The sequence below is a fragment of the Natrinema soli genome, assembly GCF_028618695.1.
In genome coordinates, this window is sequence record NZ_JAQIVI010000132.1 from 137,649 (window position 1) to 163,193 (window position 25,545).

Sequence of the window (25,545 nt, forward strand, 5' to 3'; positions counted from 1 at the left end):
AAGCGAGATATCAGTTACCGAACGAGATAGTATCCAAAGAAAATAATAGAAGATAAGGAATATAAGTAAATTTTATCTAGACATTATTCAGTTGGAAACCGAATAGTAAAAATAGCTAAGGTATATATGTACAATCGTCAATTTAAAAATGTTCAATGTCAGAGGATGACACACCTACTATCGACGACGCTGGTGAACTTGACGAACCAGGTACGACGCGCTCGAAGCGTTTCGAGAAACTGGACAGTCAAGCGGTGACTGAAGATGGGTTCGTAAACGAATGGCCCGACGTCGGATTCGTGGCGATGGAGAGCCCGAACGATCCGGACCCGAGTATCGAAATCGAGGACGGAGAAATCGTCGAGATGGACGGCAAGGACCGCGGCGATTTCGACTTCATCGATCGCTTCATCGCCGATTACGCGATCACCGTTGAGAAGGCCGAGGAGGCTATGAGTCTCGATTCGGAGGAATTCGCGCGTGATCTCGTCGACATCAACGTCTCGCGCGACGAAATCGTGGCACTGTCGACGGCCATGACTCCGGCCAAACTGGTCGAGGTCGTCAATCACCTCGATATCGCCGAGATCATTATGGCGATGAAGAAGATGCGAACCCGACAGACGCCCGGAAACCAGTGTCACGTGACGAGCGTCGAGGACAACGTCGCTCAGATCGCTGCGGACGCCGCCGAAGCCGCACTTCGCGGCTTCTACGAGGCGGAAAACACCGTCGGCGTGGCCCGTATGGCGCCGCTGACCGCGTTAGCACAGCAGATCGGTGCGCAGTGCGGTCGCGGCGGGGTTATCACGCAGTGCGCCGTCGAGGAAGCGACGGAACTCGAACTCGGGATGCGGGGGCTAACCGGCTATGCGGAAACCGTCTCCGTATACGGGACGGAGGACGTATTCAGAGACGGTGACGATACGCCCTGGTCGAAGGCCTTCCTCGCGTCGGGATACGCATCGCGCGGGCTGAAGATGCGGTACACGTCCGGTGCCGGTTCCGAACTCAACATGGGGCAGGCCGAGGGGAAATCGATGCTCTATCTGGAGGCTCGCTGTATCTTGGTCACAAAAGGGTGCGGTGTTCAGGGCCTTCAGAACGGCGGCATCAGCTGTATCGCGATCCCCGCGTCAGTCCCGGCCGGTGTCAAAGAGGTCGCCGCCGAGAACCTGATCACGATGATGGCCGATCTCGAGGTCGCCTCTGGAAACGACCAGACGTTCACCCACTCGGACAAGCGACGGACCGCCCGAATGATGCCGCAGTTCCTCGCCGGAACAGATTTCATCTTCTCGGGATACAGCTCCGTTCCGAACTACGACAACATGTTCGCTGGATCGACGTTCGACTCGTCCGACTTCGACGAGTACAACGTGATGCAGCGAGACTTACAGGTCGAAGGGGGCACGAGACCAGTCGACGAAGATGCGGTTCTCGAGTGCCGGGAGCGCGCCGTCAAAGCGCTACAGGCCGTCTTCGAAGTGCTCGGATTCCCCAGAATCACCGACGACGAAGTCGAGGCTGCGATCTACGCCGATGGCAGCAAAGAGATGCCCGAACGCAGCACGGCAGAGGACATCGAGGCCGCAGAAGAGTTGATCGACGATGGGATAACCGGTGCTGATATCGTGAAAATCCTGGCCGAAAACGGCTTCGACGGTATCGCCGAAAACATGCTGGGGATCCTCAAGGGACGCGTTGCGGGCGATTACATCCAGACTTCCGGCGTCTTCAAGGGCGACGGAGCGTTCGATGTCGTGAGCGCGGTCAACGATCCTAACGAGTATCAGGGCCCCGGAACGGGGCATCGACTCACGGGAGAGAAGTGGGAGGAAAAGAAAGCCGTTCGGTTCGCCGTCGATCCGGAGGACATCTGATCACCAATGTCGCAGGTAACGCAACGCAAATGGAGCGTAGTATTGAACGAGAGAGGTCCCGCGGAAGAAGGACGAAACGCGGACGAGGTCGTGATTTCGATCAGCGCCGGGTTCAACGAGATGAAAGACGAAACGCTCGCGGGAGTGAAACTCGCAGCAGTGCTCCGCGAGATGATGGCCGGTATCGAAGAGGAGGGCCTCACTCCCCGTGTCGTTCGGTTCACTGACAGTCTAGATCTCGGCGTTATCGGGCTCAGGGGAGCGACCCTCAGTGGATCGGGGATTTCGATCGGGATCCAGACTCGCGGGACGACGCTCATCCACCAGGAGGATCTCGTTCCGCTGAGCAATTTGGAACTGTTTCCGCAGGCGCCCCTGATCGACACGGAGACGTACCGGTCGATCGGTCAGAACGCGGCCCGGTATGCGAAAGGAGAGAATCCGGAGCCGGTCCCGGTCGCGAATGATCCAATGGCGCGTCCGAAGTACCAGGCGCTCGCGGCGGTCTGGCACATCAAGGAAATGCAATATAAAAACGAAACCGAGGAGCCGATGGAAATAGAGGTGTCCTTCGAATAACCATGACAGACGATATCGACTATCCACTATCGGATCATCCAGATCAGGTCAAGACTCCGGACGGAACAAAACTCTCAGAAATCACACTTGAAAAAGTGGTTGAGGGTGAAATAGATGGCGAAGAACTCGTGATTTCGCCAGAAACCCTCGAGAAGCAAGCCCAGATAGCGGATGAGAACGGTCGACCACAACTCGCTCAAAACTTCCGACGAGCTGCTGAATTAACACGAGTGCCGGACGATCGCATCCTCGAGATTTATAACGCACTCCGGCCGAGCGGTGCAGAGAAAGAGAAGTTGCACGATATCGCTAATGAGCTTGAAAATGAGTACGACGCTGAGATCAATGCTGAACACGTGCGGGAAGCTGCGGAGATTTATGAGGAACGCAATCTCTACTGATCGCTAATCCACATAGTATCCGTACTTGGCAGTGAGGGCGTCATAGAACAGCTAGCGCACCAAAGAGCAGGGTGAACGCCGAGGTGGAACGAGTTCAGCGACCCTGCAAGATGATCCTTCGGTAGAGTTGTACTTCACTGTCGTGGCGACCGAGACGCTATCGTTGTTTGAGCATCTCTCCTCCGTGTTTCTCGACGAGACCACGAACCACCTGAATGATCCCTATAACACCCTCTGGCAATATCTAGTGAGGATATAGTAGACGTTAGAAATAGTTGCTCACTTTTTGGACAGAGAGTTGCTCGAGAGCGGTATCGATCGCTATTGTTAGCTCGCCAGATGAGTCGAAGAACCGGTTGCTGAGAGCTGTTTGTAACTGTCGCCAGCACTCTTCGACAGGGTTCAATTCTGGCGAATATGCCGGGAGCGTGATGAATGCGAGGTCGTCACGGGCCGCTAGGTCCGCGATGGCCGACGCGTGAACGGACGGCGCTCCGTCCAGAATCACGATCAAATTATCCTCGAACTCTTTGCATAACGCGAAAAGGAGATGTTTCGCGTGATCGGCAGTAACGTACTCTTCGAATCGAGCGAAAAAGCGATCACCGTCCTCGGTGATCGCGCCCAAGAGACACAGCCAGTCGCATTGGCCGGATAATTCGACGGACGGCCGTGTGCCGCACGGAAACCACGCGGCACGCGGCTTAACCTGGACTGATTTCTTGGTTTGATCGATACAGACTACTGTGGCACCCATCTCCCGCCACTGTTTTTGAGTTCCTCGCGGAACGGTTCTTGCTCGTCGGACTCAGACTCGGCGACTGTCCGGCGTGGTTTTTGATAGCGCAATCCCGCTTCTTTGAGCAGTCGCCTGCAACTCGGGATCGAGTACTCGACATCGTACGTCTCCTCGAGATACTGCTGAACGAGTGCCGGCGTCCACGCCGGTGCGTCAACCCCAACTTCCCGAGGAGATTCGTGGACGGTTTCTTCGAATTCTTGTTGTTCGTTTTCTGGGAGTTTTCGTTTCCTCCCAGGTCGGTGAGCGTCAGTAACTGCCTGCTCAAGCGACTCGTCGGTGTCGAGTCGTTTGAGCCAACTATAGATCGTTCGTCGCTGAACGTCGTACCACTCGGCTAGTTCAGTCTGCGTAACGCCGTTTTTGTACGCTATCACTGCGAAGAGACGTTGTGTCGGCTTCTTCCCCTCCACGTTATCGAGGGCATCCTGTAATTCCTCGACAGAGATCTCGTCGAGATGATCCATTGTGTTCAGCAACCCCTTCTGAGTAGAAAGTTCTAATGGGTACAGCCCTCTTGCTCGATCACACTTCGGCCGATCCCCGGCCAAAGAGACGCTTCTCGAGAAGATGGCGGCATGAGCGAGTTCAACTACTCGCCGATCGGCTTCGACGCCGACGCGCCGCCGTGCACCGAGTGTTGGTCCCACTGGACCGAGTATCACGGTAGCTACGACTGTCACTGCGAGTGCTGTGGTCGCGTGTTCAAGAGTCGAGAACAACAGCACGCGGAGTTTGACGACCAATTGGAGAGTACAGCACGAGCACCGAATCCGCCCCGTTCGAGTACGTCACGCCGTCGGACCTCGCGTCATCGCACGCCAACCAGCGCCGGGACGCCGTCTCACACGCCCGAATCGAGAACCCCAACGCACCGGCCGAACTGGCGATCTTCGACGTGAGCAGCGAACCGGCTGAGTAGGCGTGGGTTGCGGCGAGTGGCGAGTCGTTCGTGGATCTAGCAGACACTTGGTCGCCCGGACTTTTTCCCGACCTCATTCGTATAGATAGGCGAGTAGGTAGATGACCACCACTCCCGCAGCCAGGACTAGCGCCCCCTCAAGGGGGTACACGACCGGCCCCTTCTCGTAGTAGGATCTGATAATGATGTGCGCGATCCCCAGGCCGCCGAGAACGAACAACACCGCCAGCGTCAGTTGAACCGCGGTGATGACGTCGTCTTTCAGCGGCGGTTGGGGCTGTTCCGCGGACATGCTAGTCACTCACACGGACACTATATAAGAACCGTCGACTGTTTGTACCGTTTACGGACCGTCACCTGCGTCTCCGTCGAGTTTCTTTTTCACACCGACTCGTTGATTCGCCTCGAGCACACGGCCGTCGCGCAGAACGATCTCCCGGACGGATTCGGCGTCTACCCGCGCGAGGTCGAAAACGGATCGTTCAACAGCGGCTGGTCGCCAAAGAAGGATCGTTCGTGGCTCTGGCCGACGTGCGATAGCGACGCTCTTTCTCGCGACGCCTCTCTCACACGTATAGGTGGGCAATCAACCAGATCGCCACGGTCTCCTCGGCGAGGAGCAACAGCATTCCGTGGTAGCGGTAGAGAGCTTTGAGGTAGGAGTACGAACGGATCACCATGTGTGCCACCCGACAAAAACCATCGTATCGAAGGGGTGGGGTGACGGCAGGGGGGTGCAGGACAACACGCAGGGGATACGTGTCATTCAGTGTTGGGGCCCTGCCGTATTACTATCCAATGTCTCTATCGGTAATAAAACCTCTCCCTAACGAGTTAGGTGTAGGTAGAACGGGGATTCCTCGACTCGGCGATAGCACTGAAAAGCTCTGTCGGGAAGTGGTGACCGAGGTAGCGTAAGTCCTCCTCTGCAGGGGCGAATGAACAGACAGGTGTTGTCGACACGACCACCCCCTGCAGATCGTCCATATTACTGTGCCCAGTAATCCCTCAGGTGAGCGTCGCGCTCGAGGGGTGGGTGACGACGGGAGAGCTAGGTTCCTCGAGCGAGAGTAGTACTTCACACATCAACCGCTTGCTGTCTGCTCCTCGTATCCATCAAACACCATCTCCGCATCAAGGACATAGAGTCCAGGATCGTCACACTCACAACCAGTATTGGTACTGATTGAAACGCCCTCCTCGTCAGGCATTTCCGTGAGTACAGATCGTGCTGCATTCATCACGTACCACCGCCTTCCCTGGCTCATCATGTATCATAGTTGGTGGCCGTCGTTGATCAGATTTGGTTCGGGCCGCTGTCCCTGCTGGGACAGCCCAACTCAACGTGATGTCGTTCAGAAAATGGCTCCGAGTGGGTAGGGGTGTGATTGAACGTGATCGGAGCCCGATGCCTTTGATCCCCTCTCGGGGCATCCGATTCTAGTGCGTTAAGGGGTATTGAACGTGGGGATAGTGTCTCCGAATTATGTATCACTTCAGCAGAATTGGTGCGACTATCCGGCGTTTTTTGGATACTTTGATCTCTAGCAACGGATTATGGGAAGCGGTAAAATCGAACCTGCGATTTGGGAGTGTCCCCTAATCTTGACTTCAGTCACCCGATGACCCTCATCTGGGAACTTTGAGCCCTTTGGAAGAAGGCGGGGCCGGGATTGATATGAGCACCGATGAAAGCGTACACGCGAGACGATCACGGTGCAGTGTAGGTTTTGGGGAGTGGGTTGTCGGTCACCCTGTCGGAGTTATGTGTGATTCCGTGGCGCGAATGGGGATGACTCTAATTCAGCCTGGTGTGTCCGAGGGACAGGTTCAGTATAGGCCCGGATATCAGGAGTATATTCGTATATCAGTATCTGACCCTATGAGCGGCCCCATGGGTCCAGATTACATTCAATCCCTCCACTCTTTGCATGGAGTATATAATTATATTTACCGAATCTACCAGAATGAAGAGATGTTTTCGACGGTTGCATAGGTTCACTGCATATCTCGAATCCGATGTATGTAGAGTTGCGTCCGGTGTCTCGGCTAACCAATATCCTTGAGTAAGAAAAACACGAACAAAATACGGCAATGTACTGAGACCACAAAATATTCAACAGATTGCCCAATTGGTATCATAGGTGCGCTATAATGTTAGGATTATCCAACAGAGGCGCGACCGGCGAAAGTGAGACAACCGAAGTCATCGATGCTGGAGAGCTAACGTTCGATGAAGCTGGACTCGAGACACCAGCTGAGTTCATCGGATACGAAGGAAGTCTCGTTGTGAAACTGCCGTCATACCTCAAACTGGTAACCGATATTGGGGGGATCGATGAAAACACAAGACTCGCGAATACTTTCCCAGATACTCCCGACTTCGTGACGCGGCAGTATTGTCCAACCGGATACGTTCAGATCTATCCGGAAGGCGAACAACCACGTCAATACCGTGTTCTCGATAAGCGAAACGGGGATGAGTGATACGATTGCATGACTCCGATTCAATCGGATGGGTTATGGGTTTCTCACGAGGGATTCGGCCCGTTCGTTCTTTAAGTGGCTCTCGCCACAAGGTAGAGATATAGCAGGGGAGTCGTTCTGCCCCGTATCCTCACGCTCGAGAGAGTCAGCTACGCCTATAGCGGGTGAAAATTCACTATAACTCCCGATTGTTCGGACCACGGGAGTCCATCGGGAGTGCCGTAGGCTCGGAGTTCCGCATGAGCTTCCGTTGTTTCTTGCTGATCCGTCGGTCAGCCGTGGAAGCCGGGTTCACCTTTTGGACTCTGTGAGTCTCCCCGCCGATCTCCCTTTTTCCTCAATTACCCAGCCACGCTCGAATACGTCACACGCAGCGCCGACCCATACGAGGTGATACGTTGATAGGCGGCCTACCTTCTTGCATATCTCGTCCTCGCGGCACCGAACAGGAATATTCCGTATTGTGTTCGGTCCAATCGATTGAGCGAAAGATATTGTATAGGAGTAGTATACATAGTGGAGGAACGTTAATTGGTATTCGACGTGTCCATGAGCTACCTTATTTCGGACACGTTGGCCAGAGATAGACGACCAAGTCGGTCGTCAGCAGGAACTCGCCGAGGCCACGAGCGACACCGGAACATCCTCCCAACAGTGCCGTGTAACCACGCGCTCACGAGAGGACGAGACGACCGACTCTTCTAGACCGACGTCTAACCGACTGATTGTCACTTGAAACGAGGGACGACTCCAAAACCGAATAGCCCCACGCCCGGCGAGAGCGTCTGGCAACGACTGACGCCGGACGGGATGATCGTAATTGTCGCGCGTGGCCCACGCGACAGTCGGGCCTATCACGACCTCCTATAAGTACTTCATGGCCCGATACTTGGGTTCTTGAAAACGCCCACCGATAGATGACTGGGGGTCCGGCGGGCGTGTCGCGACGGGATGAGACGCGACAGGTAAATGGAGGGTCTCCATCCTGTTGAGGCCAACGCCAAAAGCAATTGGTGGGTGGTCGGTAAGGAAACTTACTCAGCGGGAGGTCCGACGGCGGGAGGGGGGATCCCACCGCGGACAGGGCTGAGAAGTTGGGACGAGTGATGGTAGGTGGGAGCCTATTGAGTCCATGTCGCGCGTGGGTGTACGCGACATGAGATATGTTCTCCCGGACCCATATCAACCTCACTCCGATTCCAAGTTACTTGGAATCGGCGCTAGTCACCATACTGGCTATACATCGCTAGTCGAAAGACAGCGCCCGCCGTCGCGTCCGCCGGGTGCGGCAGGTCTGACAACGTTGATCGGTCGACGTTCTGCCTACCTTGCGTGACCGTCACGGCGACGGCCGCTTTCTAGACTGAACGGTGACGTGCCACACGAGAGAACGCCTGCTCAAGATCAGAATTACAACGAATCAGTAGTCGGTTCAGCAGTCATATAGAGATATCCCGCGGCGAGTACGACAACGGCTTCGGTAGCCTTAGAAACAATCGCCATCGTGTTCAGCGGGCCGTTCATGACGAAGTATGCGATGATTTGAGCGAGGGCAAACAGAGCGGCAAGAAGATAGAATTCACGTCGCCAAAATCGACTCGCATAGACGACAATGCCGCCGACGAACCCGAGGCCTGCGAGGACGAATAAAATGGCTTGTATCGTATCGAATTCGATGACAACTGGCGTGAGCCAGAAGTGGACCGCTGCCGATACAAGTGCTGCGCCAATCATTATATAGGGGACAATCCCAGTGGGTATCCCTGTGATCAGTGGAGGCTCGGTAGTGGTATTGGACGTGGTACTTGACATCAAGCGTATAGTTCCTTGCTTGCCCCATATAGCTTTCCTTCATTGGATATTTCCATTATTAATAACCGAATTTTGGGGGTGCCTCTCCAAATCGAGTTGAAGACGCTATGAGTTTCTATTTCAGGGAATGTCCGCAGTTATCCGCAATTTCGAGGTACTCACTCTCGTTGGTGCGCGCGATCGACCTAACGGCTTGAAGCGTCAAAACGCGAAGGAAATACTCTCAAATCACCGCTTGTTCAACCCGGTTCCGCTACGCTACAGAAGAGCGTGTCGTGTTGCTCGGATTCCCGTTCTTCGACGTACCGCTCGTGCCGGGGCTGAAACAACTCGCACTGAATGCTGGTGTCGGGACCGGCGCGACCCTCCTCTCGAGTCACTTTTCGAACCCCGACGCGGAGGGTTTGGTGTGAGCGACGATGACGCCGAGTTCCGATCGGTCTACATCGGGACGACGGAACACGAATCCAGCGGTGGGCGTTCCTACACGCCCGAACGAATGCTCGAGTCCACCCCCGAACGCGACGAGTAATCGCCTGTCCGTCTCACCAACTGATTCACGCCCAAAGCGATATCCCACGGGATATGGAGACCCCATACGGCCGGTTGTGGCGGCCGGTCGAAAAGGGACACCAGAGAATCTCGGTACTCGCGTCTGTCCCCTTTTGCTGATGGACCCATAGCCCTCAAGTCTCGACTCTCTCCTCTGCTCGACACGCAATCCCGAATCCAACGGTTCCGCGGTCGCTTGCCGCCCGATCGTGACGATTGGCAGGTCTCGTCCGTGTCCCGTCGAACGACCAACCACGACGGATCCGCCGTCTGTGCCGTGACCGGCGAGATCGTCTCGCTGTCTGAACTCCATTTCTACGTACCGTTGCGACGGGAGAGCGAGTATCGCTTTCAGCCCGCCGAGTACGATTACCTGGTCGTCGCGGATGGAACACTCGGCGAGCTGGACAAGTGCTTGAATCGAAGGAATAACGGTAGTCGGTTCTACAATCTCTTTATTTACAATCGAGCGTAAAGCGGACGCACCTGATTCGGTACCTACAGATGCGAACTGAACGAGGGTTGACAGATGCAGCCAATGCTGGCGGCTTGAAATTCTTCCTACTAGACACCTAATCGAATCTCTTATACCCGTTAACCCAAATTGTTACATAATGGGAAGCGGGTCATCAGAAGCGGTAATACTGCTGGTAGAAGATAACCCGGGCGATGTTCGCCTCATTAAAGAAGCCTTCTCAGATGGTAATATCGCAAACACGCTCCACACCGTCACAGATGGCCAAGCAGCACTCGACTTCATCAATCAGCGTGGGGAATACGAGGACGCTCCCCGACCGGACATCGTATTACTCGACCTGAAACTTCCAGGAGTGGACGGTGAAGAAGTTCTACACGAAATCGAACACCACTCCGAACTGGATGGCACTCCGGTGATTGTCCTAACCGGAATGGATGAAGACCTGATTGAATCCCGTGACCTCGATCATGATGCGGACGAAGATGCAATCCTCGAAAAACCGGTCGATCCCGGCGAGTTCGTCGAGGTAATTCGGTCGTTCGACCAGTTCCGGTTAGCAGTTATGCGAGAGGACTGACGGGGAGGGCTTTTGCTCTATGCCTGGAGCTCGTCGTTGTTCTCACTAATTACGAACGGGGTACGATCCGGGAAGTACGATCATCACGGTATGAGACTGATTCTATGATGCCCTCTAGTCTGGCAATTCTCTGTCTCTCCCACTTTGATCTCTTCGGTGGCGTGCGAATAGTGCGCTGACACCTTCACTGGTGGTTCTCTTTTCGCCAAAGAAACGCGATGCCAGGCGAGCCATCAATTATCCAGAGCAAGAATACCAGTAGGTACGGTACCGTGTAAATAGCGAGAAAGACAAAATGTTCGGTAGTCAACATCTCGTTGAAGAATGTACTGAAGATTCTCTCGACTTGCCCAAACAATGATGGGTCGCCTCGGTACGGCGGAAGCGTAACGATTGGCCAGAGAAGCCGATCGCCCGGTGAAACACCACGTTTTGGAACGGCGAGCATCGCATCACCAAGAAGATGCGACCAGTACCCCAGGACAAATGCGATACCGATATCCCGGTTTCTGTAAGCTGTTACACCGAGAATAAGCAACCCAACGGGGACAGCAACGAGTATGGAGTGGGCGACCGAATAACCTTGTGGAAAGAGATGGAGTCCCCATGAGAGCGTTTTATCGACGACATCCGGCAACTGAGTGCCGACCACTATTGCGAGAACGACTCCAAATCCGGCTGGCGGCTTACGTGTCACAAAACGATGGCCAAGTGAATACAGAACATAGCCGAAGGCGAGATGCCCCCATGGCATCATGATCGCATCACCAATCGAAGAGCACGGTAACGCAGAAATCGAGTAGCGGTAGAGGTGACTGTAGAACCACTATCGTTTGATGGTCTCATCGGTAACGGGTAGTAACTCGAGCCATAAAAGCACGTAATATCGCTATACACATTTGTTAGTTGTTCACTCTTGACCACTGATATATTCTGGCTGAGTAGGGACTGGCCCTCGAATCCGGAAATGTGCGTGACGACCACCCGCCGGCCTGACGCCGGTCGTCAGACAGACGATCGCAGCGATGGTCTCGAGCATCGAAGATGGACATGGCGAATGCCTCGATGCTTGACCCGGGGCGGTTCGCCTGACTAAACTCTGCGATAGAGAGGGTCTATCGTTGCTCAGCATAGTTAATGGTGTCTTCCCACGCTTCCGTAGCATCGTCTGCCTCCGCAACGATCTCGTGGAGTGTCTCCAATTCGCCGTCAGCGAATGCATGTCGTTCATTTTCAGCAGATAGTACAACCATTCGATCGTCAGTTGGTTTCCCATCACTATCGGTAGGAACGTCGTCGACGGCAGTGGTAGCTACGTACTCTGTGAAGACATCAACGGTTCTGTCGCTGTGAACCATCACCCACACATCACAGTATGGAAACACTATATATGCGCCGGGAAGTGCTGTCTCTTCATGGAAGAGATTATTGAGTGCCTCACTACTGATCGTTTTTTCGAGCGATGGGAGGTCCACAGGATCTGTGCCAAGCGCTTCTGCGACAGTGAACACTACTCGAGTTGACAAACTGGCATTGCCATGAGCCATCTTCTGACAATACACGACTCGAGGGGTTAAATAATCGGCCGCGTCGCAAAGCGAGAGGTGTGTCGAGCACGATTACAACTCCCTCCAGTAGACCGTGGCGTCACACGTACACTGCCCATCACAGGCGTGATGGCCCCTCGTGCTGCGAGAGACAGTCCGTGCGAACATTGACCACAGTGAGTCTGGCGAACACCGCGAGCGTGTTCGGCGGATGGAGCGTGAGGCAGTGGACGCAGCCAAGCGGCTCGAACAGCGGCTTGAGTGCGAGTGCGGTCGGACGTGCTCGTGAACCCTCGCAACGTTGCGAACCGAACGACCGCACTGTCCCGATCGTGATGAGGCGCTATGACCGACCTTGAGCAAGCGGGAGGCAAGCGCCCGATCTGCGAGGACCCGACCGTCGTCGACCGATCGACGGTCCCACTCGTTCTCGTTCAGTTCCTCAACGCCGCGTTCTTCGCCCTTGTATGCGAGGCACGACTCAACCGGAGAATTGTCTCAGTGAGGACCGCTCTGAAGTGATATTTCTCCTCGAAATCTCTTGTTTGGTACTTTTCCAGAGCGGTTCGATCGCGTTGAGCGTGGGTGAATATGGAGGGATAACAGTGAGCCGAGCGATCATTCGGTGGAGCGGTCTCACTGTCCCTTCCGGCCGGGAACCTCGAGGGCGGCGGTGAGGCGCTGGAAGAATCCTTGCCGGTGGGTGTCGGCGCTCTCGACGGTCTCGTAGTCGGTCTCGATCGTACCGTTCTCTCGGTAGGCGAGCAGCGTCAGTTCGGAGCCGTCGGCACGCGCCGCGACGTCCTCCTCGACGGCTCCCGAGGTCGTAACGACGACTGGATGGGCATCGATCGAGTTCGCGAACGCGCAGAACGCATCGATGCGCTCTTCGTCGGGCGTCTCGTGGATGCTCACGATCCGCCGCTCGTCCAGTAGATCGTCCTCGGCGAGGAGGTGGACCGATCGAGACGCCCCGTCGTCGGTGACGGTCGTGTCGATTTCCGTCTCGAAACGGCGGTCCGCTAACATCTCAGCGATCGTCTGCCGGGCGTCTTTCTGGCGATCGAGCCACTGCTCGCCGTCGGCTGTGAGACGGTACCGATACAGTACTCGCTCGATCGCGTCCAGCGGCGGGAACAGCGAGAAACACTCGCGACACCAGAGGCGTTCGTCGGGGATATCGAACATCTCCGAACACTCCTCGCAAACGTAACGGTCCGTCTCGTCCACGTCGGAGGATTCGAGATCCATCTCGCAATCCGGACAGCGGTACCCATCCGCGGCGTCGAACTCCGTTTCGAGACCGACGTATCCACAGACGTGTTCGAGGACGGTTGTCTCGATGGCGTGTGCGCTCCCACATGCCGAACAGACGGTGGTGTACTGCAGGCCTTCGGTGGTACACTCTGGACAGACGTACACCTTCGAGACGAACTCGTTCGCCAACACGCCTCGGGTAGCGAAGCGCTCGAGGACGTCAGCCGGATCGTCGTCGTCATCGTCGAGGAGTCGCGTCACGTCTGAGTAGCTGACGGCTCCCTCGTCGGAAATTTCGGGCGTGTACGCCTCGTTTGGAGTCAACTCGTCAATCACTCGAAGCTCCCCTGGTGAAACCATAGCTCTCTATATACTGTGATTCCAATCGCCGTATATCTTCCCCTAATTAACTACTGTTATTTTATATATTTATTTGATATCTTGTCTCTTTTTCTCATATACTCTCGTCGAGGCCGACTTCGTCATCATCGCGAACCTCACGGATCTCGAGATGGCCCACCGACTCATCAGCGGCTACGAGCGCATCGACGAGTGGAACGACGCCGTATTCGACGCGTTGAACTATCGCCGAAAAAGGGACCGAATAGCGCCCCGTAGCCGATGCAGTCCAGTGATACGTCGGGAGGTATCAGTCTCCGACCCTGACTCGGAATCGTCCCTCGTGTTGTCCGACCGCCATGCCGGAAGGTCGACGGGGAGGTTAGACGCGGCGACACCGGAAATCATCCCCATCGAGGACGCCAGCACGGCGATTTGCAGTTCGAACCGACTAAAATCTAGCGAGTCGGACTGCAGGAGCGTCCACACCATTCCGGAAACGAACAGCACCACTCCAGCAATGATCAACCACTTGTCTGCGACGGACAAACCGTCTTCCCGTTGCGTGAGTCGAATCACGACGACACCCGTGACGAAGTGGACGATGAATATCGCGATGAGGGCTCCCGCAATTGACAGTGCCGCGAACGGGTTCCACGACGGGAGCGCCGACATGAAACTGGCGAGCAGGTCAGTCGGAACGAGACCGGCGACGAACTGCACGAACGCCCGAAGCACCGCGGCAATCAGGGAGTCGATCACCGCGAGGACCCGGACCGCGAGTCGAATCTCGCCGTCGAGGAGCGCCCGCGCGAAGTCACGAACGAGTCCACTGCCGAGAAGTTCGGCGAGGAGAAAGAGGCCGAATGGCGGAATCACTCCCAACACGAAAGCCCAGCGTACGACCCACGAAAGGACGCCGCTCCGGGAGACGGTTCGCGCGACGAACCCGACGATAATGGCGAGCGGAACGATTGCAAGCGGCGATTCCTGGAGGACGCTGAGTGTCGTTTCGAATATGGGCACGGAGCGGTGGACGCACTGAAACTGGACCGAGAGTATTGAGAACTTTTCGGCTCCGGAAGTAAAAGAAAGAGCGCTCCCGATTCCGTTTTTGATCTCTTGCGTTTACACTCCGATTCCGAGGGTACTGATAGATTTCGAGAGATTACGCTTGCCGCCGCAGTCTACAACATCGAACAAGCCTCAACCAATGAAACCCACGCCTTCTGCGGATTCAATAGAGCCGTTCGGAGTGATACATCGTCTCCACGCCTGAATGCAGGACCTGGCATCCTAGGACGCCTCTTCTCTTGACAGATTCACCGTAGCACTATCCCTTTCTGAGAACCCCAACCAACCGGACGGATGTGAGCGAGGGCAGGCTCTATCCGGCATGAGTCAGACGTGAATATCGCTGGGCCAGCCGATGATTTTCGGACAGGGTCGAACTGAGGTCATTGAAGCTGGAATAGCGTGTTGTCACGATCGGCGACTAAGTCAGTCGCGGCCTCTATTCCAACCGGCAATCGGACTAGCTTCAGTGATTCCGGCAGCTCGTCTGTCTCTGGTTCCAAGAACGATGCAGACATCAACTACGGGTGATCGACTAGCGATGCCATTCCCCCAAGCCACTGCGGTAGTGAATAGGTCGAGTTCCTGGATAACTGCCGATGTCGCTTCCAGGTCACCATTGACTTCGAAAGAGACGATACCGTCGCCCCCCTCATTTGCTCGGTGGCCAGCTGGTGCTGGGGATGGGATTCGAGACCGGGGTAGTGCACAGTCTTGACACCGGGCTCGGAGTAGGGGAGAGAAGGTTTAAATAATACAATCTACATAATGTATAGAAATGTTTGGGAATGACAGGCACACACGGAGGGATCTGCTACGGGGCACTGCTGGAATCGGGGTGCTATCACTCGCTGGCTGCCTCGGCGGAGGCGGCGGCGACCAGGTTGACCTAACTGTCGGCTCGTCGTCGTCCGGTTCATCGACGTATGGGAATTCGCAGGCGATTCAGCGAGTCGTCAGTCAGCAGTCGGACTACCTGAATTTCATCACGCAGGATGCGGGCGGTGATCCGCAGTCTATCCGATTGTACGCCGACGGAGAGCTCAACTCCTACTCCGCGGGGAACTACATCCTGAATCAGGCCCTCACCGAGACTGGCCCGTTCGCAGACGATCCGGTCTCCGAATTCCCGCAGCTGGGATTCGGTCACCTCTCGCTGAATCTCTACTGGATGGCCCTGGCGGACAGCGACATCCAGTCGACCGACGATCTCCCCGGGAGGGACGTCTACTGTCTCCCCGCCAGCTGGGGGTTGCGAGCAATGACCGAGGAGATGTACGGCAACGCCGGCCTCTGGGAAGGGCTCTCTGAGAACGTCGTCAACGTCGAGACGACGCAGGCGGCAAGTGCGCTCGAAGAGGGTCGGGTCGAGGCTTTCATCGTGTACACCTCGAACTACACCCAGCTCCCCTCGTGGGCGGCGGAGATCGACTCCCGCGTCTCCGTCAGGGCGATCGAGGTGACCGACGAGTACGTGCAAGCGGCACAAGACTTCAGCGGCGCGGGTTACGAGGAAGTCGACGAGATCGGTGGGTGGGAGCAGGATGTTCAGGGCGGTAACTTCACGAAACACACGTGGACGGAGACCTACCCGTACCTCTTCAGTCCGGATGTCTCCGCGGACGCCATCTACGACTTGATGGATATCTGTCACAACAACTACGAGTCGATGCAGGAGGCGAATCCGACGATCCTCGACTGGTCCGACCCGTCGAACTTCACGTTCGCGCTGACCCACACCGACGAGATTCCGATCCACCCGGGAGCTGCAGACTGGTACGAAGAGAACGATGTCTGGGACGACAGTTGGACTCGCGGCGACGAGTAACGCCTTTTCAGCCCGTCACCGCCATACATGATTTGTTCCACAGCCGACAAAAGCCGATTAGAGATCGCCAATAACGTAGTCACGGGAGCAGCAATTCTCGCCTGGGCCTGGATCCTGTACTACGCGTTCACCCAAGGAATTCAGCGAATTCTCTTCACCATCACGTTTCTCGGATCGATTATGCTCGTCTATCTCGGAAACGAACTCATCGAAGCCTACGAGGACGGGAGCAAACTGGAGCTAATTGGCCTCTCCCTCTCCACGATCATCACCGCCGGAACGACGGCGTACATGATCGTGTTCTACAACGAGCTATTGCGGGTTCGCGTCGGAACAGCACTGCCTCGCGAGTACGTGATAGCCGCCGCGTTCTTCCTAGTGATCCTATACCTGTCGTACCGGGCTTACGGACTCTCGTTTCTGGCCGTGATCGTCGGTGTGATACTGTACGGACTTTACGGCAACTACGTCCCGGGTATCCTCCGCCACGCTGGATTCAGCGTTAACCGAATGATGAGCATCATGGTGCTCGACTTCCAAGGAGTCTACGGGTCGATCTCCAGAATTATCGCGACGTGGGTCGCCCTATTCCTGTTGTACGCGGGGCTGATGCGGGGATTCGGCGCGTTCAACCTTATCATGCGAATCGGTCTCCGATCTGCCAACTACATCCGATCCGGCGTCGCCCTCTCCGCGGTGACCTCGAGCATCATCATCGGCTCAATCACCGGGAGTCAAGCGGCGAACACGGCGATCACCGGTTCGTTCACCATTCCTCTCATGAAGGAGACGGGAATGAAAGGTGAGACTGCCGGTGGTATCGAATCCGTCGCCTCGACCGGGGGGCAGATCATGCCCCCAATCATGGGTGCGGCTGCGTTCGTGATGGCATCGCTGCTCGGTATCACGTATGTCGACGTGATCATCGCCGGTATCGTTCCCGCGATGATCTTCTACGGCTCCGTCACCTTCGCCGTCCACTACAAGGGCATCGGGCAGCTCCGCGGACAGACGACCAAGATCGATGTGGAGAGCCAGTTCGACGAACAGATGTCTCAGAAGGAGTTCGTCATCCAATGTCTCCGGTTCGGTATTCCGTTCGCCATTCTGGTCTACATCTTCGGTGTCCTCCAGTACACGGTGCTCACGGCCGCGCTGTACACCATCATCGCGATGTTTATCACCGGATTCGGGTTCCCATTGATCCAGACGGCGACAGAAGGCGGTGACCTCTGGGCCGAATTCGTCAGTCTGCTCGGGGACGCGGCGTACGGCTTTAGAGAGGGGGCGATGATCCTTGCACCGATCGCGATCATCATCGCTGCCATCAATGGCATCGTCGACGTCTTCACCGCATCGGGCATTCCGGGCATTCTCTCGCTGGCCCTGCTTGACCTCTCCGGTGGCGTCATGTTGACCGCGGTTATCCTCGCGATGGTCATCTCGATCGTCCTCGGAATGGGGATGCCGACAGTCGCCGCATACGTCATCGTGGCTGCGCTGATCGCACCGGCTCTGATTCAGCAGTTCTTCGTCCCTGACCTCGCGGCCCACTTCTTCGTGCTGTACGCTGCGATCCTGTCAGGACTGACGCCGCCGATCGCGATTGCAGTCGTCGTCGCTACGGGGATCGCCGACAGTAACTTCTGGCGAACGGCCCACGAAGCCCTGAAGATCTCAGCACCGATCTACATCCTGCCGTTCGCGTTCATCTACAACCCCGAGCTCGTCGTCGGCGGCTTCGGGGTCGACACGTTCTTCTCAGGACTCATCGCGCTGGCCGGCGCGCTGGGGATCTCTCACAGCCTCAACTACTACGGGACGTTCTTCCACGAAAGTCCATTCGTCAAGTTCCCCGTCAAGACTGTCTTCTTCATTCTGGGTGTGCTCGCGATGGTCTATCCAGACGACATGATTCGGCTCGGCTGTGTCGCGGTCATCCTGGGCCTGATGACCGTTCAGCTCCAGAAACCGATCCGTGAGCGAGTCAGCAAACGATCCGCGACGGACTCCATCAGAGCCACCGAGGACTAACGGTTGGTTACCGTTTCTGTTCGACTCGCCGTCGGAAAAGCACGATTACGGCGGGCGAGACACTTACATTTCAAGCGCTCTCAGCAGGTTCGATCGCCACGATGGGCAATCCAATCGCTGTGACAGTCACTGAAATTTGCTCTCGAGCCGAGCGCGAAAGAGCTGAGAGCCGATCACTCCTCAAAGATGCTCGCCTCGAAGAACGGGTACTCCTCGAGCCAGCCCCGATCGTAGTCGGCGTCGTACTCGGTCGTCTCAACGCCGATTTGATCGCTGATTTCGAGGGCCGCGTACGGCTCGTCGATCGGTGCGAGGAGTCGGGGCCTCGTCGAGTTTGACCTCTCCGACGACGAATTCGTCGTCGAACGCTGCAGCCGTGGCGTGGGTTCGCGTGAACGAGAAGAGCATCCCGCGACCCGTCGTCTCCGCCCTGTCGACGATGCTCGAGTTTCTAACCCGTGATATCAGGCAAGTAGATCGCTATTCAACACGACATTCTGACGTTCTCTGCAATATCGGACTCGAGGCCAGTCGGCTCGAGCTTTCAGCGCATGTGTGTTGTCTCTCGAAGCGAACAACTGGTCTGATGGAGGCGGATGACGTCGCTCATCAGAGCGTTTGTCGTCCTCTCATTCTCCCAACATTCTCCTAAATCCGCCTCATAGCTTTTGCTGAGCATATCTGCAAGCATCCTAGTCAATTCACTCAACGACCTGCTCATTTTTCAAACAGACAACTAGACAGTGCCCGCTAAACGTATTTGTCAGCTGTGCATGATTCCCGATCGTATGGGGACGTCGAACACGACCGGACTAATCACAGATATTGAAGCGAATCGGGCAGTAGGTCAATCACGAGGACATCCTCGTCCGATTCGTTTCCCTGTGGTTCATCGTCGCGGGCGTGTTCACGGTGGTGTAGATCCAACTAACCATCAATCTCTGAGAGCGCTTCTGTGGCAACGTCGCCGAGTTCCCCAGCCTCAATGTGGGAGTAGCGCTCTCGTACCATCTCCTCGGAATTGTCAAGATACCGGGCCGCAACCGTGTATCCGAACGCGCGGACAAGGACCTCGCCCATCCCGCGTCGACCGCCGTGAGGTGCGAGATAATCGTGCTTCGGATGGTCGATGTCGATATCGCAGTCTTCCGAGAGTCGCTGGAGAATCGACCGGGCACCATCCGTCGTGATCGATGGCGGTCGAACGTCCTCGTCGAGAGCCAGCAAGAGGTCACGAGCATACTCGCCACGTCGCTCGTCGATTGCATCCGGGCGTTCCCCTCGATCAGCTAGCTCGTCCTGCACAAGCGTCGCGAGCGTCCGCTGGTCGAACGTCGGGAACACTGGCCAGCGCGCTGTTGGTGGCTCCATCAGCTTTCGATAGCTCCGAAGTGGAGAGATCACCGGGTCAGGGAGGCTCGCGGCGTCCCACTGCTGTTTCTTCCGATAGACGTCCATACTCCCGCCGTCGATAGAGATTTCCTCCCACCGGACCCCGCGCCGTCGCGGGTCGTTCGGATCCCGAAGGAGTTCCCCAACCCGGACAGCTGTGTAGGCGAGGACGAATACGAGGGCACGGTCACGAGCGGCTTTCAGTGCCGTGTATCGGGCTCGTTGCCTGTCGAGGGGGTCAGTATCATCGGGGAGTGTCGTGTACGTCTCGATGGCGTTGCGGGCTCGCTCGTCGGCGTGCTGGGTGAGGGCGTGACGCTGCTCGGACGTCCAGGCCTGCTGGTCGCCCGGCTTGCGGCCGTCATCCTCGGGGAGCGGTGCCATCGCGCTTGCCCGCTGGGCGTAGTGTGCCTCGAGGTACCCCTCGTTGACGCACCAGCCACACCACGCAGAGATATAGCGGTAGTAGGTTTGGACAGTGTTCTGTTTGAGCCCTCGATCGCCGGCGAGGTGTCGGGCGTACTCCCGAAAGACGCGTTCGTCGAGGTCCTCGAAGGTGGGCTCTCGGTCGGCATTGTCGGGGACGATCCCGGTCCAGTCGTCGTCGCTGCGGTCGCCGGCGGCCCACTCGGCGAACCGCTCGAGTTCGCGCGCCGCGTTGCGTCGGTAGTTCCCGCCGTCGCCACCGCGTCCCTTCCCCTTGTCTTGGAGGTAGCGCTCGAACGAGTCGATAAACGGGATCAATTGCGTTCGTTTTGTGGATGTATTTCGGTCCATAGTGCTCTCTCTACGTGTCTAGTGGAGTCAGCCGCACAGACAGACGCCGCCCTCCCGGATCTGACTCACCGCGAACTGATGGACAGCGATCGCGAGTTCTGTCATTGCGTCCGCTTGTTCTTCGGTTGGACGACCGCCGCCGTAATAACTCTCAGTCCGGTTCTCGCTGTAGAGGTTCCTCATTTCCTCTGCAGTCTGCCTCTCGAATAGCCCGATCTGATGGGCACGCTCGTAGCTGAACTGATGATCCTGGAAATCTTGGAGTGTATCGGTCGTCATCGAGAGGGCATACGCTTCGATCGACCGTTCAATGGCCCCGAAACAGACCTCGATGACGGCAGTGTAGTACCCGTCTTGTGCTTGGAGCGTGTCGACAACTTCGAGAAGGCGACACGCTTTCGTCAGCTGTGTCTTCCAGTCCGCATCGGCGCTAATTCCGGCCTCAAATTCTGTCCAACCTCGTCCAACCATCTCGAAGGCGTCCTGCGCCCGCTCAAGTGCTGCGAGCACAGATGACGGGTCCGAGCCGCTACTCATCGGCAGCTCCTTCCTCCAGAAGGAGGGTTTCGACGGTTTCGAAGTCACTCGTTTTGTAGACTGGAATTCCTGAGACGATGATTTCTCGAATGTCATCGGTGTAGGCCGGAATCGCTTGGACGGCCTCGACGTCGATATCGTACGCGTACCGGTCACCATCGAATTCCATCTCTTCGAGGTCGCGTGCGATAGCGTTCGCTTCTCGTTGGCTTTCGGCCCGTCCAGACCGAGTCAGCAGCCAGAGATCGATATCGCTTCGTCGGTCGGCATCTCCACGAGCAACGCTCCCATACAGGATGATGCCGACGACATCGCTGATGTTTTCACGGAGCTTCGTTACAGCAGTTTTGACCGGCTGGTGATACTCCGATTGGGGAATCCGAAGGATCGAATCGTCCGGGATAGAAAGGCGCTGCCTGTTGATCTGTACGAGTCGCTGGTTGCTTTTGGGTGATTCAGTAACCAGGTCATTCGAACTGAGAACATTCACTGCTCGTCGGACGGACTGGTGTGAATGGCCGATCTGCGTCGCGAGTTCCCGCAACGAAAAGTCACTGAAGCGATGGTTAGTTAAAAATAGAAGGACATCACTCGTCGCCTTGTGCTTGAATAATTCCGGATCTGAAGGGGGTATCGAAAGCGAAATAGATGCTCCGGGCGATCCCTCACTCTCCGTCTCGCGGTTCATATGCCGTAACACGGACTGCTACTATAAAAACATTATATGTGAGTTGGATTCTACCTAAGTACTCACTACGGGAGCAACGTGCTCGTGGAGAAAGACTGCCGTTAGCTGCTGGTCTCAGTACGTTCAGTTGGTGGGGCCAGAAAGTCCCACTCGCGGATGGCGAAGCCGACGATTTCGATGTGCCGTTGGAGCTCCAAGAACTTGGAAACCGCCTCTTCGATACACTGGACGGCCTTCGTGATGCTGCACTCTCTGCGCTCGATAGCATCAAACTACCGGACGTCTTGACTTCAGTCCGCGAGTATCAAGATCGTCGGGATGGACGTCCCGTTCGTTCTCGACGCAGGACTGCGTCGCCTGCTCCAGGAGCAGTTGAGCTATCTACGCCTCGCCGAGGAACTGCTCTGCCGCCCCCCGGAACAGGGTCTCGAGCGCCATCTCCGAGAGGTCCCGACGGACCAGTCCCTCGTATTCCCGCTGGTAGGCGTGCGGCATGTTCGGATAGTCAGAGCCGTATATGACGCGGCCGGCGAGGTCCTCAAAAACAGTGTCATCGATGGAGGCGGGGTCGAAGTCGACATGACGGTCGACAACCGTCGCCATCGCAAAGCTGGTGTCGAGATAAACGTTCTCGTCGGCACGGGCGATATCGAGGAACGCCTCGTGCTCGAAGGTCCCCATGTGAGCACAACAGGCCCGCACCTCGGGGAACCGTTCACGGAACTGCTGGAACCGTTCGATCCCGACGTGAGGACTGTCCTTGAACATCGGCGCGTTGCCAGCGTGATGGAGGACGGGCTGGTCGTACTCGGCACAGAGTTCATAGGCGGGATCCAGCCGCGGATCGTCCGGTGCTACCTCCTGAACGGGGCACTGGAACTTCAGCCCGCGGGCACCGCTTTTGAAGGCTGCCTCGACGACCGCGCGGACGTCGTCGGCGGGATGGACTGTCGCGAAGGGGAGACACATCTCGGAGTTGTTCGCCTCTTCAAGTAACCAGTTGTTGAGGTCGGCAGCGATACCCGGTTTGTGAGCGTACGGTAGCGCGACGTACCGCTCGACACCATACTCGCGGAGAGTGGTCTCGATCGCCTCCCTGTTGGTCGGCTGGTCAAATTCCCAGCCCGCGGCGTCGTTGAGCGCCTCGCGGATGGCAGCCATCAGTTGATCGGGCATCAGGTGGACGTGCGCGTCAATAACACTGTCAACGGGGATCCTACTGCTTGCCATTGACTACCCTCTTCCTCGCGGCCGACAAAAAGACGCTGTCACTTCTCAACTGGCTCACGATCTCGGAAGATGGATCTGACGCGCGCCTTTCCCCATCTACCTATCACGGATAAAACGGATTGACCGATCCTACTCAGTGGGTAGTATCTTGTTTAACGGAACTCACGTCATCTGCATACACCTTCACCTCGCCATCCTCCGTGAGACCAATCGTCGTCGACTTCGTGAGCTGATTAGCATCGGTGACCTCTTCAAGAATTCCGTAGAGATGCGTGTAGAGTTCCGGTCGACAGTATGCAATCTTGATCCCAGCGTCATCACCAGAGGAATATATCTGGGTGACGAGGCCATCGAAAGATGTCCCGGCCGAGACAGTGAACTGTACTGGGGCACGGAGCGTCTGCACAAGTTCGAGCGTCCGACGCGCCTTCTCGATGTTCTCTTTCGCGGCTCGTTCGACAGCACTCACGTTCGAGTCGGTTGTCCCTAGTTTGTCGGCGACTTCCTGCTGCGTGTGACCGCTCTCACGGAGTTCAAGCACCTCTACTTGCCGGTCAGTCAGTATTGTTCCCTGGGTCTCCAGCATATAAAGTCAAACATAGATGTTTGAGATAAGCTTATTGGGAAAACACTAAACGTTGAAATATGGCGCTCGATGATTTGCTGATCAGCCGACGCTCGGTTCTCTCTCCCATCGCTGTTGCACTCTCTGGAGCCGCTGGCTGTTCCGGTGTCCTCCAAGGAAGAGACGAACAGTCGGTGACTGTCTCGATGCTCGCTGCGGGAAGCTTGAACAATACACTTGAAAACGGATTGCGGCCGAGCGTGGATGTGACTGTTCAAATCGAAGCCCACGGCTCCGCTGAGGTCGCTCGACACATCGCGGAGGGACAGAAAAATCCCGATATTGTCTCGGTCGCGGATGTCACTCTTTTTGACTCACCACTCCACCCAGACTGGTTTGCCGAATTCGCGACCAACTCGATCGTCATCGCGTACAACCCCAATACCGAAGGTGGCCAACAGCTCGCCGACGCCGGAGCTGAGAATTGGTACCAACCCCTCTTGCGTGGCGATGTCGCGATCGGACGAACGGACCCGGATCTCGATCCGCTCGGATATCGAGCACTGCTCATGCTCGAACTCGCGACTGAGTACTACGGGACGGACACGGATCTACGAGAAGCAATTCCCAGTAGAAAACAGATCTATCCCGAAACACAGCTCATTAGCCAGTTTGAGATAGGGGCGATCGATGCCGCCATTGCATATCGAAACATGGCTGTTGAGAGAGGGTACGAATATATTGACCTCCCGGCGGAAATCGACTTCAGCGATCCGTCGTACAGCGATACCTACGCAACCTCCACATACGAACTCCCGAGCGGGAAGGTCATTAGAGGCGGACTCATCAGTTACGGCTCGACGATTCGCGATCAGTTGCCGTCCGTCGTCGATGTGTTCATAGAACACATAACGGGCGAGTATCTGAACGAGTTCGGATTCGTCGTTCCGGACGATTATCCCCAATTCACAGGCAATGCTCCCGACGAAGTCACGAACTGACGCGGCCGTCGAGCGTTTCGACTGGCTGTCGGTGACGTTCCTACTCGGAGCGGTGCTGCTCTGTTACTACCTCGTTCCGCTCCTCTCGCTCGTTCTCAGTCAACCGCCGGCGGTTATCATCCAGCGACTGACCAGGCCCGACGTCGTCTCGGCCGCAACCACATCACTCACGGCATCGGCTGTGAGTACGGCTATCGCGTCGCTGTTCGGATTGCCACTGGCCTACTGGATTGCCCGCGCCGATGGGAGGGTGAAAACAGTCGTGACTGCTCTAGTCGTTCTGCCACTCGTACTACCGCCGATAGTCAGCGGAATGGTGTTGCTCACCGTTGTCGGCCCGAACTCGTTTCTCGGGGAACTGGCGACAGCAAACGGAATCCAACTCACTCGGTCAGTCGCAGGAATCGTGCTGGCGCAGACGTTCGTCTCATCGCCGTTCGTCGTCGTCACGGCGAAAGCAGCCTTCGAGAGCGTCGACCGGAGCCTTGAGTACGCCTCACAGTCACTCGGGAAGAGTCGGCTGGCGACGTTTCGCCGGGTCACACTACCGCTCGCCTGGCCTGGAATCCTCGCTGGAATCACCCTCGCATTCGCTCGAGCGATCGGCGAGTTCGGCGCCACGATTATGCTCGCGTACTATCCACGGACGATGCCCGTCCAGATCTGGGTCTCGTTTACGACGCTCGGATTAGAGAACACGTTCCCTGTGGCAGTCATTCTGGTCGGAATCGCCGTCGCAACGCTTGGTATTCTGAATGTACTCGGCACGAATCCACTAGAGTAGTT

Annotated in this window: 26 protein-coding genes and 2 pseudogenes; 12 read left to right on the plus strand and 16 right to left on the minus strand. The window is 56.4% G+C overall.

Annotated features, from left to right (window positions below):
• Positions 1 to 155 precede the first annotated feature (155 nt).
• From PGX04_RS09280 to PGX04_RS09290, 3 genes are read left to right on the plus strand one after another with little or no spacing between them, the layout of a single operon-like run.
• On the plus strand, positions 156 to 1,883 hold the full coding sequence (locus PGX04_RS09280) for a propanediol/glycerol family dehydratase large subunit (protein ID WP_273738240.1): 1,728 nt from the start codon (positions 156 to 158) through the stop codon (positions 1,881 to 1,883).
• A gap of 6 nt (positions 1,884 to 1,889) precedes the next feature.
• Positions 1,890 to 2,462: a propanediol/glycerol family dehydratase medium subunit gene (locus PGX04_RS09285; protein WP_273738241.1), complete on the plus strand. Its 573-nt coding sequence runs from the start codon at positions 1,890 to 1,892 to the stop codon at positions 2,460 to 2,462.
• Positions 2,463 to 2,464: 2 nt separating this feature from the next.
• Positions 2,465 to 2,863: a diol dehydratase small subunit gene (locus tag PGX04_RS09290; RefSeq protein ID WP_273738242.1), complete on the plus strand. Its 399-nt coding sequence runs from the start codon at positions 2,465 to 2,467 to the stop codon at positions 2,861 to 2,863.
• A gap of 265 nt (positions 2,864 to 3,128) precedes the next feature.
• Here the strand turns inward: PGX04_RS09290 and PGX04_RS09295 are convergent.
• The 3 genes from PGX04_RS09295 to PGX04_RS09305 form a co-directional block, all read right to left on the minus strand.
• Positions 3,129 to 4,129, minus strand: a protein-coding gene (locus tag PGX04_RS09295; RefSeq protein WP_273738243.1) for an IS630 family transposase whose coding sequence is annotated in 2 segments (ribosomal slippage) — positions 3,129 to 3,628 and positions 3,628 to 4,129 — 1,002 coding nt in all. Because the reading frame shifts where the segments join, the coding sequence is not laid out codon by codon here.
• A gap of 528 nt (positions 4,130 to 4,657) precedes the next feature.
• Complete coding sequence (locus tag PGX04_RS09300) at positions 4,658 to 4,876, minus strand: hypothetical protein (RefSeq protein WP_273738244.1); 219 nt, start codon at positions 4,874 to 4,876, stop codon at positions 4,658 to 4,660.
• 793 nt (positions 4,877 to 5,669) lie between these two features.
• Positions 5,670 to 5,825 (minus strand): hypothetical protein, encoded by a 156-nt coding sequence (locus PGX04_RS09305; protein WP_273738245.1) that lies wholly within the window; start codon positions 5,823 to 5,825, stop codon positions 5,670 to 5,672.
• 913 nt (positions 5,826 to 6,738) lie between these two features.
• Between PGX04_RS09305 and PGX04_RS09310 the strand changes: the two genes are divergently transcribed.
• Positions 6,739 to 7,071 carry a hypothetical protein gene (locus tag PGX04_RS09310; RefSeq protein ID WP_273738246.1) on the plus strand — a complete coding sequence of 111 codons (333 nt, stop codon included), beginning with the start codon at positions 6,739 to 6,741 and terminating at the stop codon, positions 7,069 to 7,071.
• Positions 7,072 to 8,481: 1,410 nt separating this feature from the next.
• Here PGX04_RS09310 and PGX04_RS09315 read toward each other — a convergent pair.
• Positions 8,482 to 8,883 carry a DUF7475 family protein gene (locus PGX04_RS09315; RefSeq protein ID WP_417582532.1) on the minus strand — a complete coding sequence of 134 codons (402 nt, stop codon included), beginning with the start codon at positions 8,881 to 8,883 and terminating at the stop codon, positions 8,482 to 8,484.
• Positions 8,884 to 9,158: 275 nt separating this feature from the next.
• On the opposite strand from PGX04_RS09315, the gene PGX04_RS09320 reads away from it, so the two are divergent.
• The 3 genes from PGX04_RS09320 (at position 9,159) to PGX04_RS09330 (ending at position 10,490) form a co-directional block, all read left to right on the plus strand.
• Positions 9,159 to 9,296, plus strand: a complete 138-nt coding sequence (locus tag PGX04_RS09320; protein WP_273738248.1) for a hypothetical protein — start codon at positions 9,159 to 9,161, stop codon at positions 9,294 to 9,296.
• Positions 9,293 to 9,415 carry a hypothetical protein gene (locus PGX04_RS09325; protein ID WP_273738249.1) on the plus strand — a complete coding sequence of 41 codons (123 nt, stop codon included), beginning with the start codon at positions 9,293 to 9,295 and terminating at the stop codon, positions 9,413 to 9,415. Before PGX04_RS09320 ends, PGX04_RS09325 begins: the two co-directional genes overlap by 4 nt.
• A gap of 634 nt (positions 9,416 to 10,049) precedes the next feature.
• Positions 10,050 to 10,490, plus strand: a complete 441-nt coding sequence (locus PGX04_RS09330) for a response regulator (protein WP_273738250.1) — start codon at positions 10,050 to 10,052, stop codon at positions 10,488 to 10,490.
• Between the two features lie 184 nt (positions 10,491 to 10,674).
• Here the strand turns inward: PGX04_RS09330 and PGX04_RS09335 are convergent, their stop codons facing one another.
• Positions 10,675 to 11,247 (minus strand): metal-dependent hydrolase, encoded by a 573-nt coding sequence (locus PGX04_RS09335; RefSeq protein ID WP_273738251.1) that lies wholly within the window; start codon positions 11,245 to 11,247, stop codon positions 10,675 to 10,677.
• Between the two features lie 358 nt (positions 11,248 to 11,605).
• Positions 11,606 to 12,037 carry a HalOD1 output domain-containing protein gene (locus PGX04_RS09340; protein WP_273738252.1) on the minus strand — a complete coding sequence of 144 codons (432 nt, stop codon included), beginning with the start codon at positions 12,035 to 12,037 and terminating at the stop codon, positions 11,606 to 11,608.
• Positions 12,038 to 12,382: 345 nt separating this feature from the next.
• Between PGX04_RS09340 and PGX04_RS09345 the strand changes: the two genes are divergently transcribed.
• Positions 12,383 to 12,559 (plus strand): hypothetical protein, encoded by a 177-nt coding sequence (locus tag PGX04_RS09345; RefSeq protein WP_273738253.1) that lies wholly within the window; start codon positions 12,383 to 12,385, stop codon positions 12,557 to 12,559.
• A gap of 114 nt (positions 12,560 to 12,673) precedes the next feature.
• Here PGX04_RS09345 and PGX04_RS09350 read toward each other — a convergent pair whose 3' ends face one another.
• The 3 genes from PGX04_RS09350 to PGX04_RS34590 form a co-directional block, all read right to left on the minus strand.
• Positions 12,674 to 13,654, minus strand: coding sequence for a TackOD1 domain-containing metal-binding protein (locus PGX04_RS09350; RefSeq protein WP_273738254.1), 981 nt, complete (start codon positions 13,652 to 13,654; stop codon positions 12,674 to 12,676).
• 222 nt (positions 13,655 to 13,876) lie between these two features.
• Positions 13,877 to 14,659, minus strand: coding sequence for a hypothetical protein (locus PGX04_RS09355; RefSeq protein ID WP_273738255.1), 783 nt, complete (start codon positions 14,657 to 14,659; stop codon positions 13,877 to 13,879).
• 569 nt (positions 14,660 to 15,228) lie between these two features.
• Complete coding sequence (locus PGX04_RS34590) at positions 15,229 to 15,468, minus strand: PLP-dependent transferase (RefSeq protein ID WP_377042448.1); 240 nt, start codon at positions 15,466 to 15,468, stop codon at positions 15,229 to 15,231.
• A 77-nt stretch (positions 15,469 to 15,545) separates the two neighbouring features.
• Here PGX04_RS34590 and PGX04_RS09360 point away from each other — a divergent pair, with 77 nt between their 5' ends.
• Together PGX04_RS09360 and PGX04_RS09365 are read left to right on the plus strand one after the other, a co-directional pair.
• Positions 15,546 to 16,535, plus strand: coding sequence for a TAXI family TRAP transporter solute-binding subunit (locus PGX04_RS09360; RefSeq protein ID WP_273738256.1), 990 nt, complete (start codon positions 15,546 to 15,548; stop codon positions 16,533 to 16,535).
• 27 nt (positions 16,536 to 16,562) lie between these two features.
• Positions 16,563 to 18,569: a TRAP transporter permease gene (locus PGX04_RS09365; protein ID WP_273738257.1), complete on the plus strand. Its 2,007-nt coding sequence runs from the start codon at positions 16,563 to 16,565 to the stop codon at positions 18,567 to 18,569.
• Between the two features lie 556 nt (positions 18,570 to 19,125).
• Here the strand turns inward: PGX04_RS09365 and PGX04_RS09370 are convergent.
• The 7 genes and pseudogenes from PGX04_RS09370 to PGX04_RS09395 form a co-directional block, all read right to left on the minus strand.
• Positions 19,126 to 19,260: pseudogene (locus PGX04_RS09370) on the minus strand (IS6 family transposase); the annotation flags it as partial.
• Between the two features lie 236 nt (positions 19,261 to 19,496).
• On the minus strand, positions 19,497 to 20,738 hold the full coding sequence (locus tag PGX04_RS09375; RefSeq protein WP_273738258.1) for a phage integrase SAM-like domain-containing protein: 1,242 nt from the start codon (positions 20,736 to 20,738) through the stop codon (positions 19,497 to 19,499).
• A 27-nt stretch (positions 20,739 to 20,765) separates the two neighbouring features.
• On the minus strand, positions 20,766 to 21,275 hold the full coding sequence (locus PGX04_RS09380) for a DUF8154 family protein (protein ID WP_273738259.1): 510 nt from the start codon (positions 21,273 to 21,275) through the stop codon (positions 20,766 to 20,768).
• Positions 21,268 to 21,765 carry a nucleotidyltransferase domain-containing protein gene (locus tag PGX04_RS09385; protein WP_337959457.1) on the minus strand — a complete coding sequence of 166 codons (498 nt, stop codon included), beginning with the start codon at positions 21,763 to 21,765 and terminating at the stop codon, positions 21,268 to 21,270. Before PGX04_RS09385 ends, PGX04_RS09380 begins: the two co-directional genes overlap by 8 nt.
• Before the next feature lie 299 nt (positions 21,766 to 22,064).
• Positions 22,065 to 22,157, minus strand: a pseudogene (locus PGX04_RS34595) (DUF7342 family protein); the annotation flags it as partial.
• Between the two features lie 187 nt (positions 22,158 to 22,344).
• On the minus strand, positions 22,345 to 23,193 hold the full coding sequence (locus tag PGX04_RS09390) for an amidohydrolase family protein (protein ID WP_273738261.1): 849 nt from the start codon (positions 23,191 to 23,193) through the stop codon (positions 22,345 to 22,347).
• A gap of 133 nt (positions 23,194 to 23,326) precedes the next feature.
• Entirely contained in the window at positions 23,327 to 23,779 is a 453-nt protein-coding gene (locus PGX04_RS09395; protein WP_273738262.1) for a Tfx family DNA-binding protein, read from the minus strand.
• A gap of 185 nt (positions 23,780 to 23,964) precedes the next feature.
• Between PGX04_RS09395 and PGX04_RS09400 the strand changes: the two genes are divergently transcribed.
• Together PGX04_RS09400 and PGX04_RS09405 are read left to right on the plus strand one after the other, a co-directional pair.
• Positions 23,965 to 24,759, plus strand: coding sequence for an extracellular solute-binding protein (locus PGX04_RS09400; protein ID WP_273738283.1), 795 nt, complete (start codon positions 23,965 to 23,967; stop codon positions 24,757 to 24,759).
• Positions 24,734 to 25,543 (plus strand): ABC transporter permease, encoded by an 810-nt coding sequence (locus tag PGX04_RS09405; RefSeq protein WP_273738263.1) that lies wholly within the window; start codon positions 24,734 to 24,736, stop codon positions 25,541 to 25,543. Before PGX04_RS09400 ends, PGX04_RS09405 begins: the two co-directional genes overlap by 26 nt.
• Positions 25,544 to 25,545: the final 2 nt, after the last annotated feature.

Excerpts from the sequence above, each read along its gene's own strand:
- PGX04_RS09280 (WP_273738240.1), top strand. The coding sequence starts at position 156 with ATGTCAGAGGATGACACACCTACTATCGACGACGCTGGTGAACTTGAC.
- PGX04_RS09285 (WP_273738241.1), top strand. The coding sequence starts at position 1,890 with ATGTCGCAGGTAACGCAACGCAAATGGAGCGTAGTATTGAACGAGAGA.
- PGX04_RS09290 (WP_273738242.1), top strand. The coding sequence starts at position 2,465 with ATGACAGACGATATCGACTATCCACTATCGGATCATCCAGATCAGGTC.
- PGX04_RS09300 (WP_273738244.1), bottom strand. The coding sequence starts at position 4,876 with ATGTCCGCGGAACAGCCCCAACCGCCGCTGAAAGACGACGTCATCACC.
- PGX04_RS09305 (WP_273738245.1), bottom strand. The coding sequence starts at position 5,825 with ATGAATGCAGCACGATCTGTACTCACGGAAATGCCTGACGAGGAGGGC.
- PGX04_RS09310 (WP_273738246.1), top strand. The coding sequence starts at position 6,739 with ATGTTAGGATTATCCAACAGAGGCGCGACCGGCGAAAGTGAGACAACC.
- PGX04_RS09315 (WP_417582532.1), bottom strand. The coding sequence starts at position 8,883 with ATGTCAAGTACCACGTCCAATACCACTACCGAGCCTCCACTGATCACA.
- PGX04_RS09330 (WP_273738250.1), top strand. The coding sequence starts at position 10,050 with ATGGGAAGCGGGTCATCAGAAGCGGTAATACTGCTGGTAGAAGATAAC.
- PGX04_RS09335 (WP_273738251.1), bottom strand. The coding sequence starts at position 11,247 with ATGATGCCATGGGGGCATCTCGCCTTCGGCTATGTTCTGTATTCACTT.
- PGX04_RS09340 (WP_273738252.1), bottom strand. The coding sequence starts at position 12,037 with ATGGCTCATGGCAATGCCAGTTTGTCAACTCGAGTAGTGTTCACTGTC.
- PGX04_RS09345 (WP_273738253.1), top strand. The coding sequence starts at position 12,383 with ATGACCGACCTTGAGCAAGCGGGAGGCAAGCGCCCGATCTGCGAGGAC.
- PGX04_RS09350 (WP_273738254.1), bottom strand. The coding sequence starts at position 13,654 with ATGGTTTCACCAGGGGAGCTTCGAGTGATTGACGAGTTGACTCCAAAC.
- PGX04_RS09365 (WP_273738257.1), top strand. The coding sequence starts at position 16,563 with ATGATTTGTTCCACAGCCGACAAAAGCCGATTAGAGATCGCCAATAAC.
- PGX04_RS09375 (WP_273738258.1), bottom strand. The coding sequence starts at position 20,738 with ATGGACCGAAATACATCCACAAAACGAACGCAATTGATCCCGTTTATC.
- PGX04_RS09380 (WP_273738259.1), bottom strand. The coding sequence starts at position 21,275 with ATGAGTAGCGGCTCGGACCCGTCATCTGTGCTCGCAGCACTTGAGCGG.
- PGX04_RS09390 (WP_273738261.1), bottom strand. The coding sequence starts at position 23,193 with ATGGCAAGCAGTAGGATCCCCGTTGACAGTGTTATTGACGCGCACGTC.
- PGX04_RS09395 (WP_273738262.1), bottom strand. The coding sequence starts at position 23,779 with ATGCTGGAGACCCAGGGAACAATACTGACTGACCGGCAAGTAGAGGTG.
- PGX04_RS09400 (WP_273738283.1), top strand. The coding sequence starts at position 23,965 with ATGCTCGCTGCGGGAAGCTTGAACAATACACTTGAAAACGGATTGCGG.
- PGX04_RS09405 (WP_273738263.1), top strand. The coding sequence starts at position 24,734 with ATGCTCCCGACGAAGTCACGAACTGACGCGGCCGTCGAGCGTTTCGAC.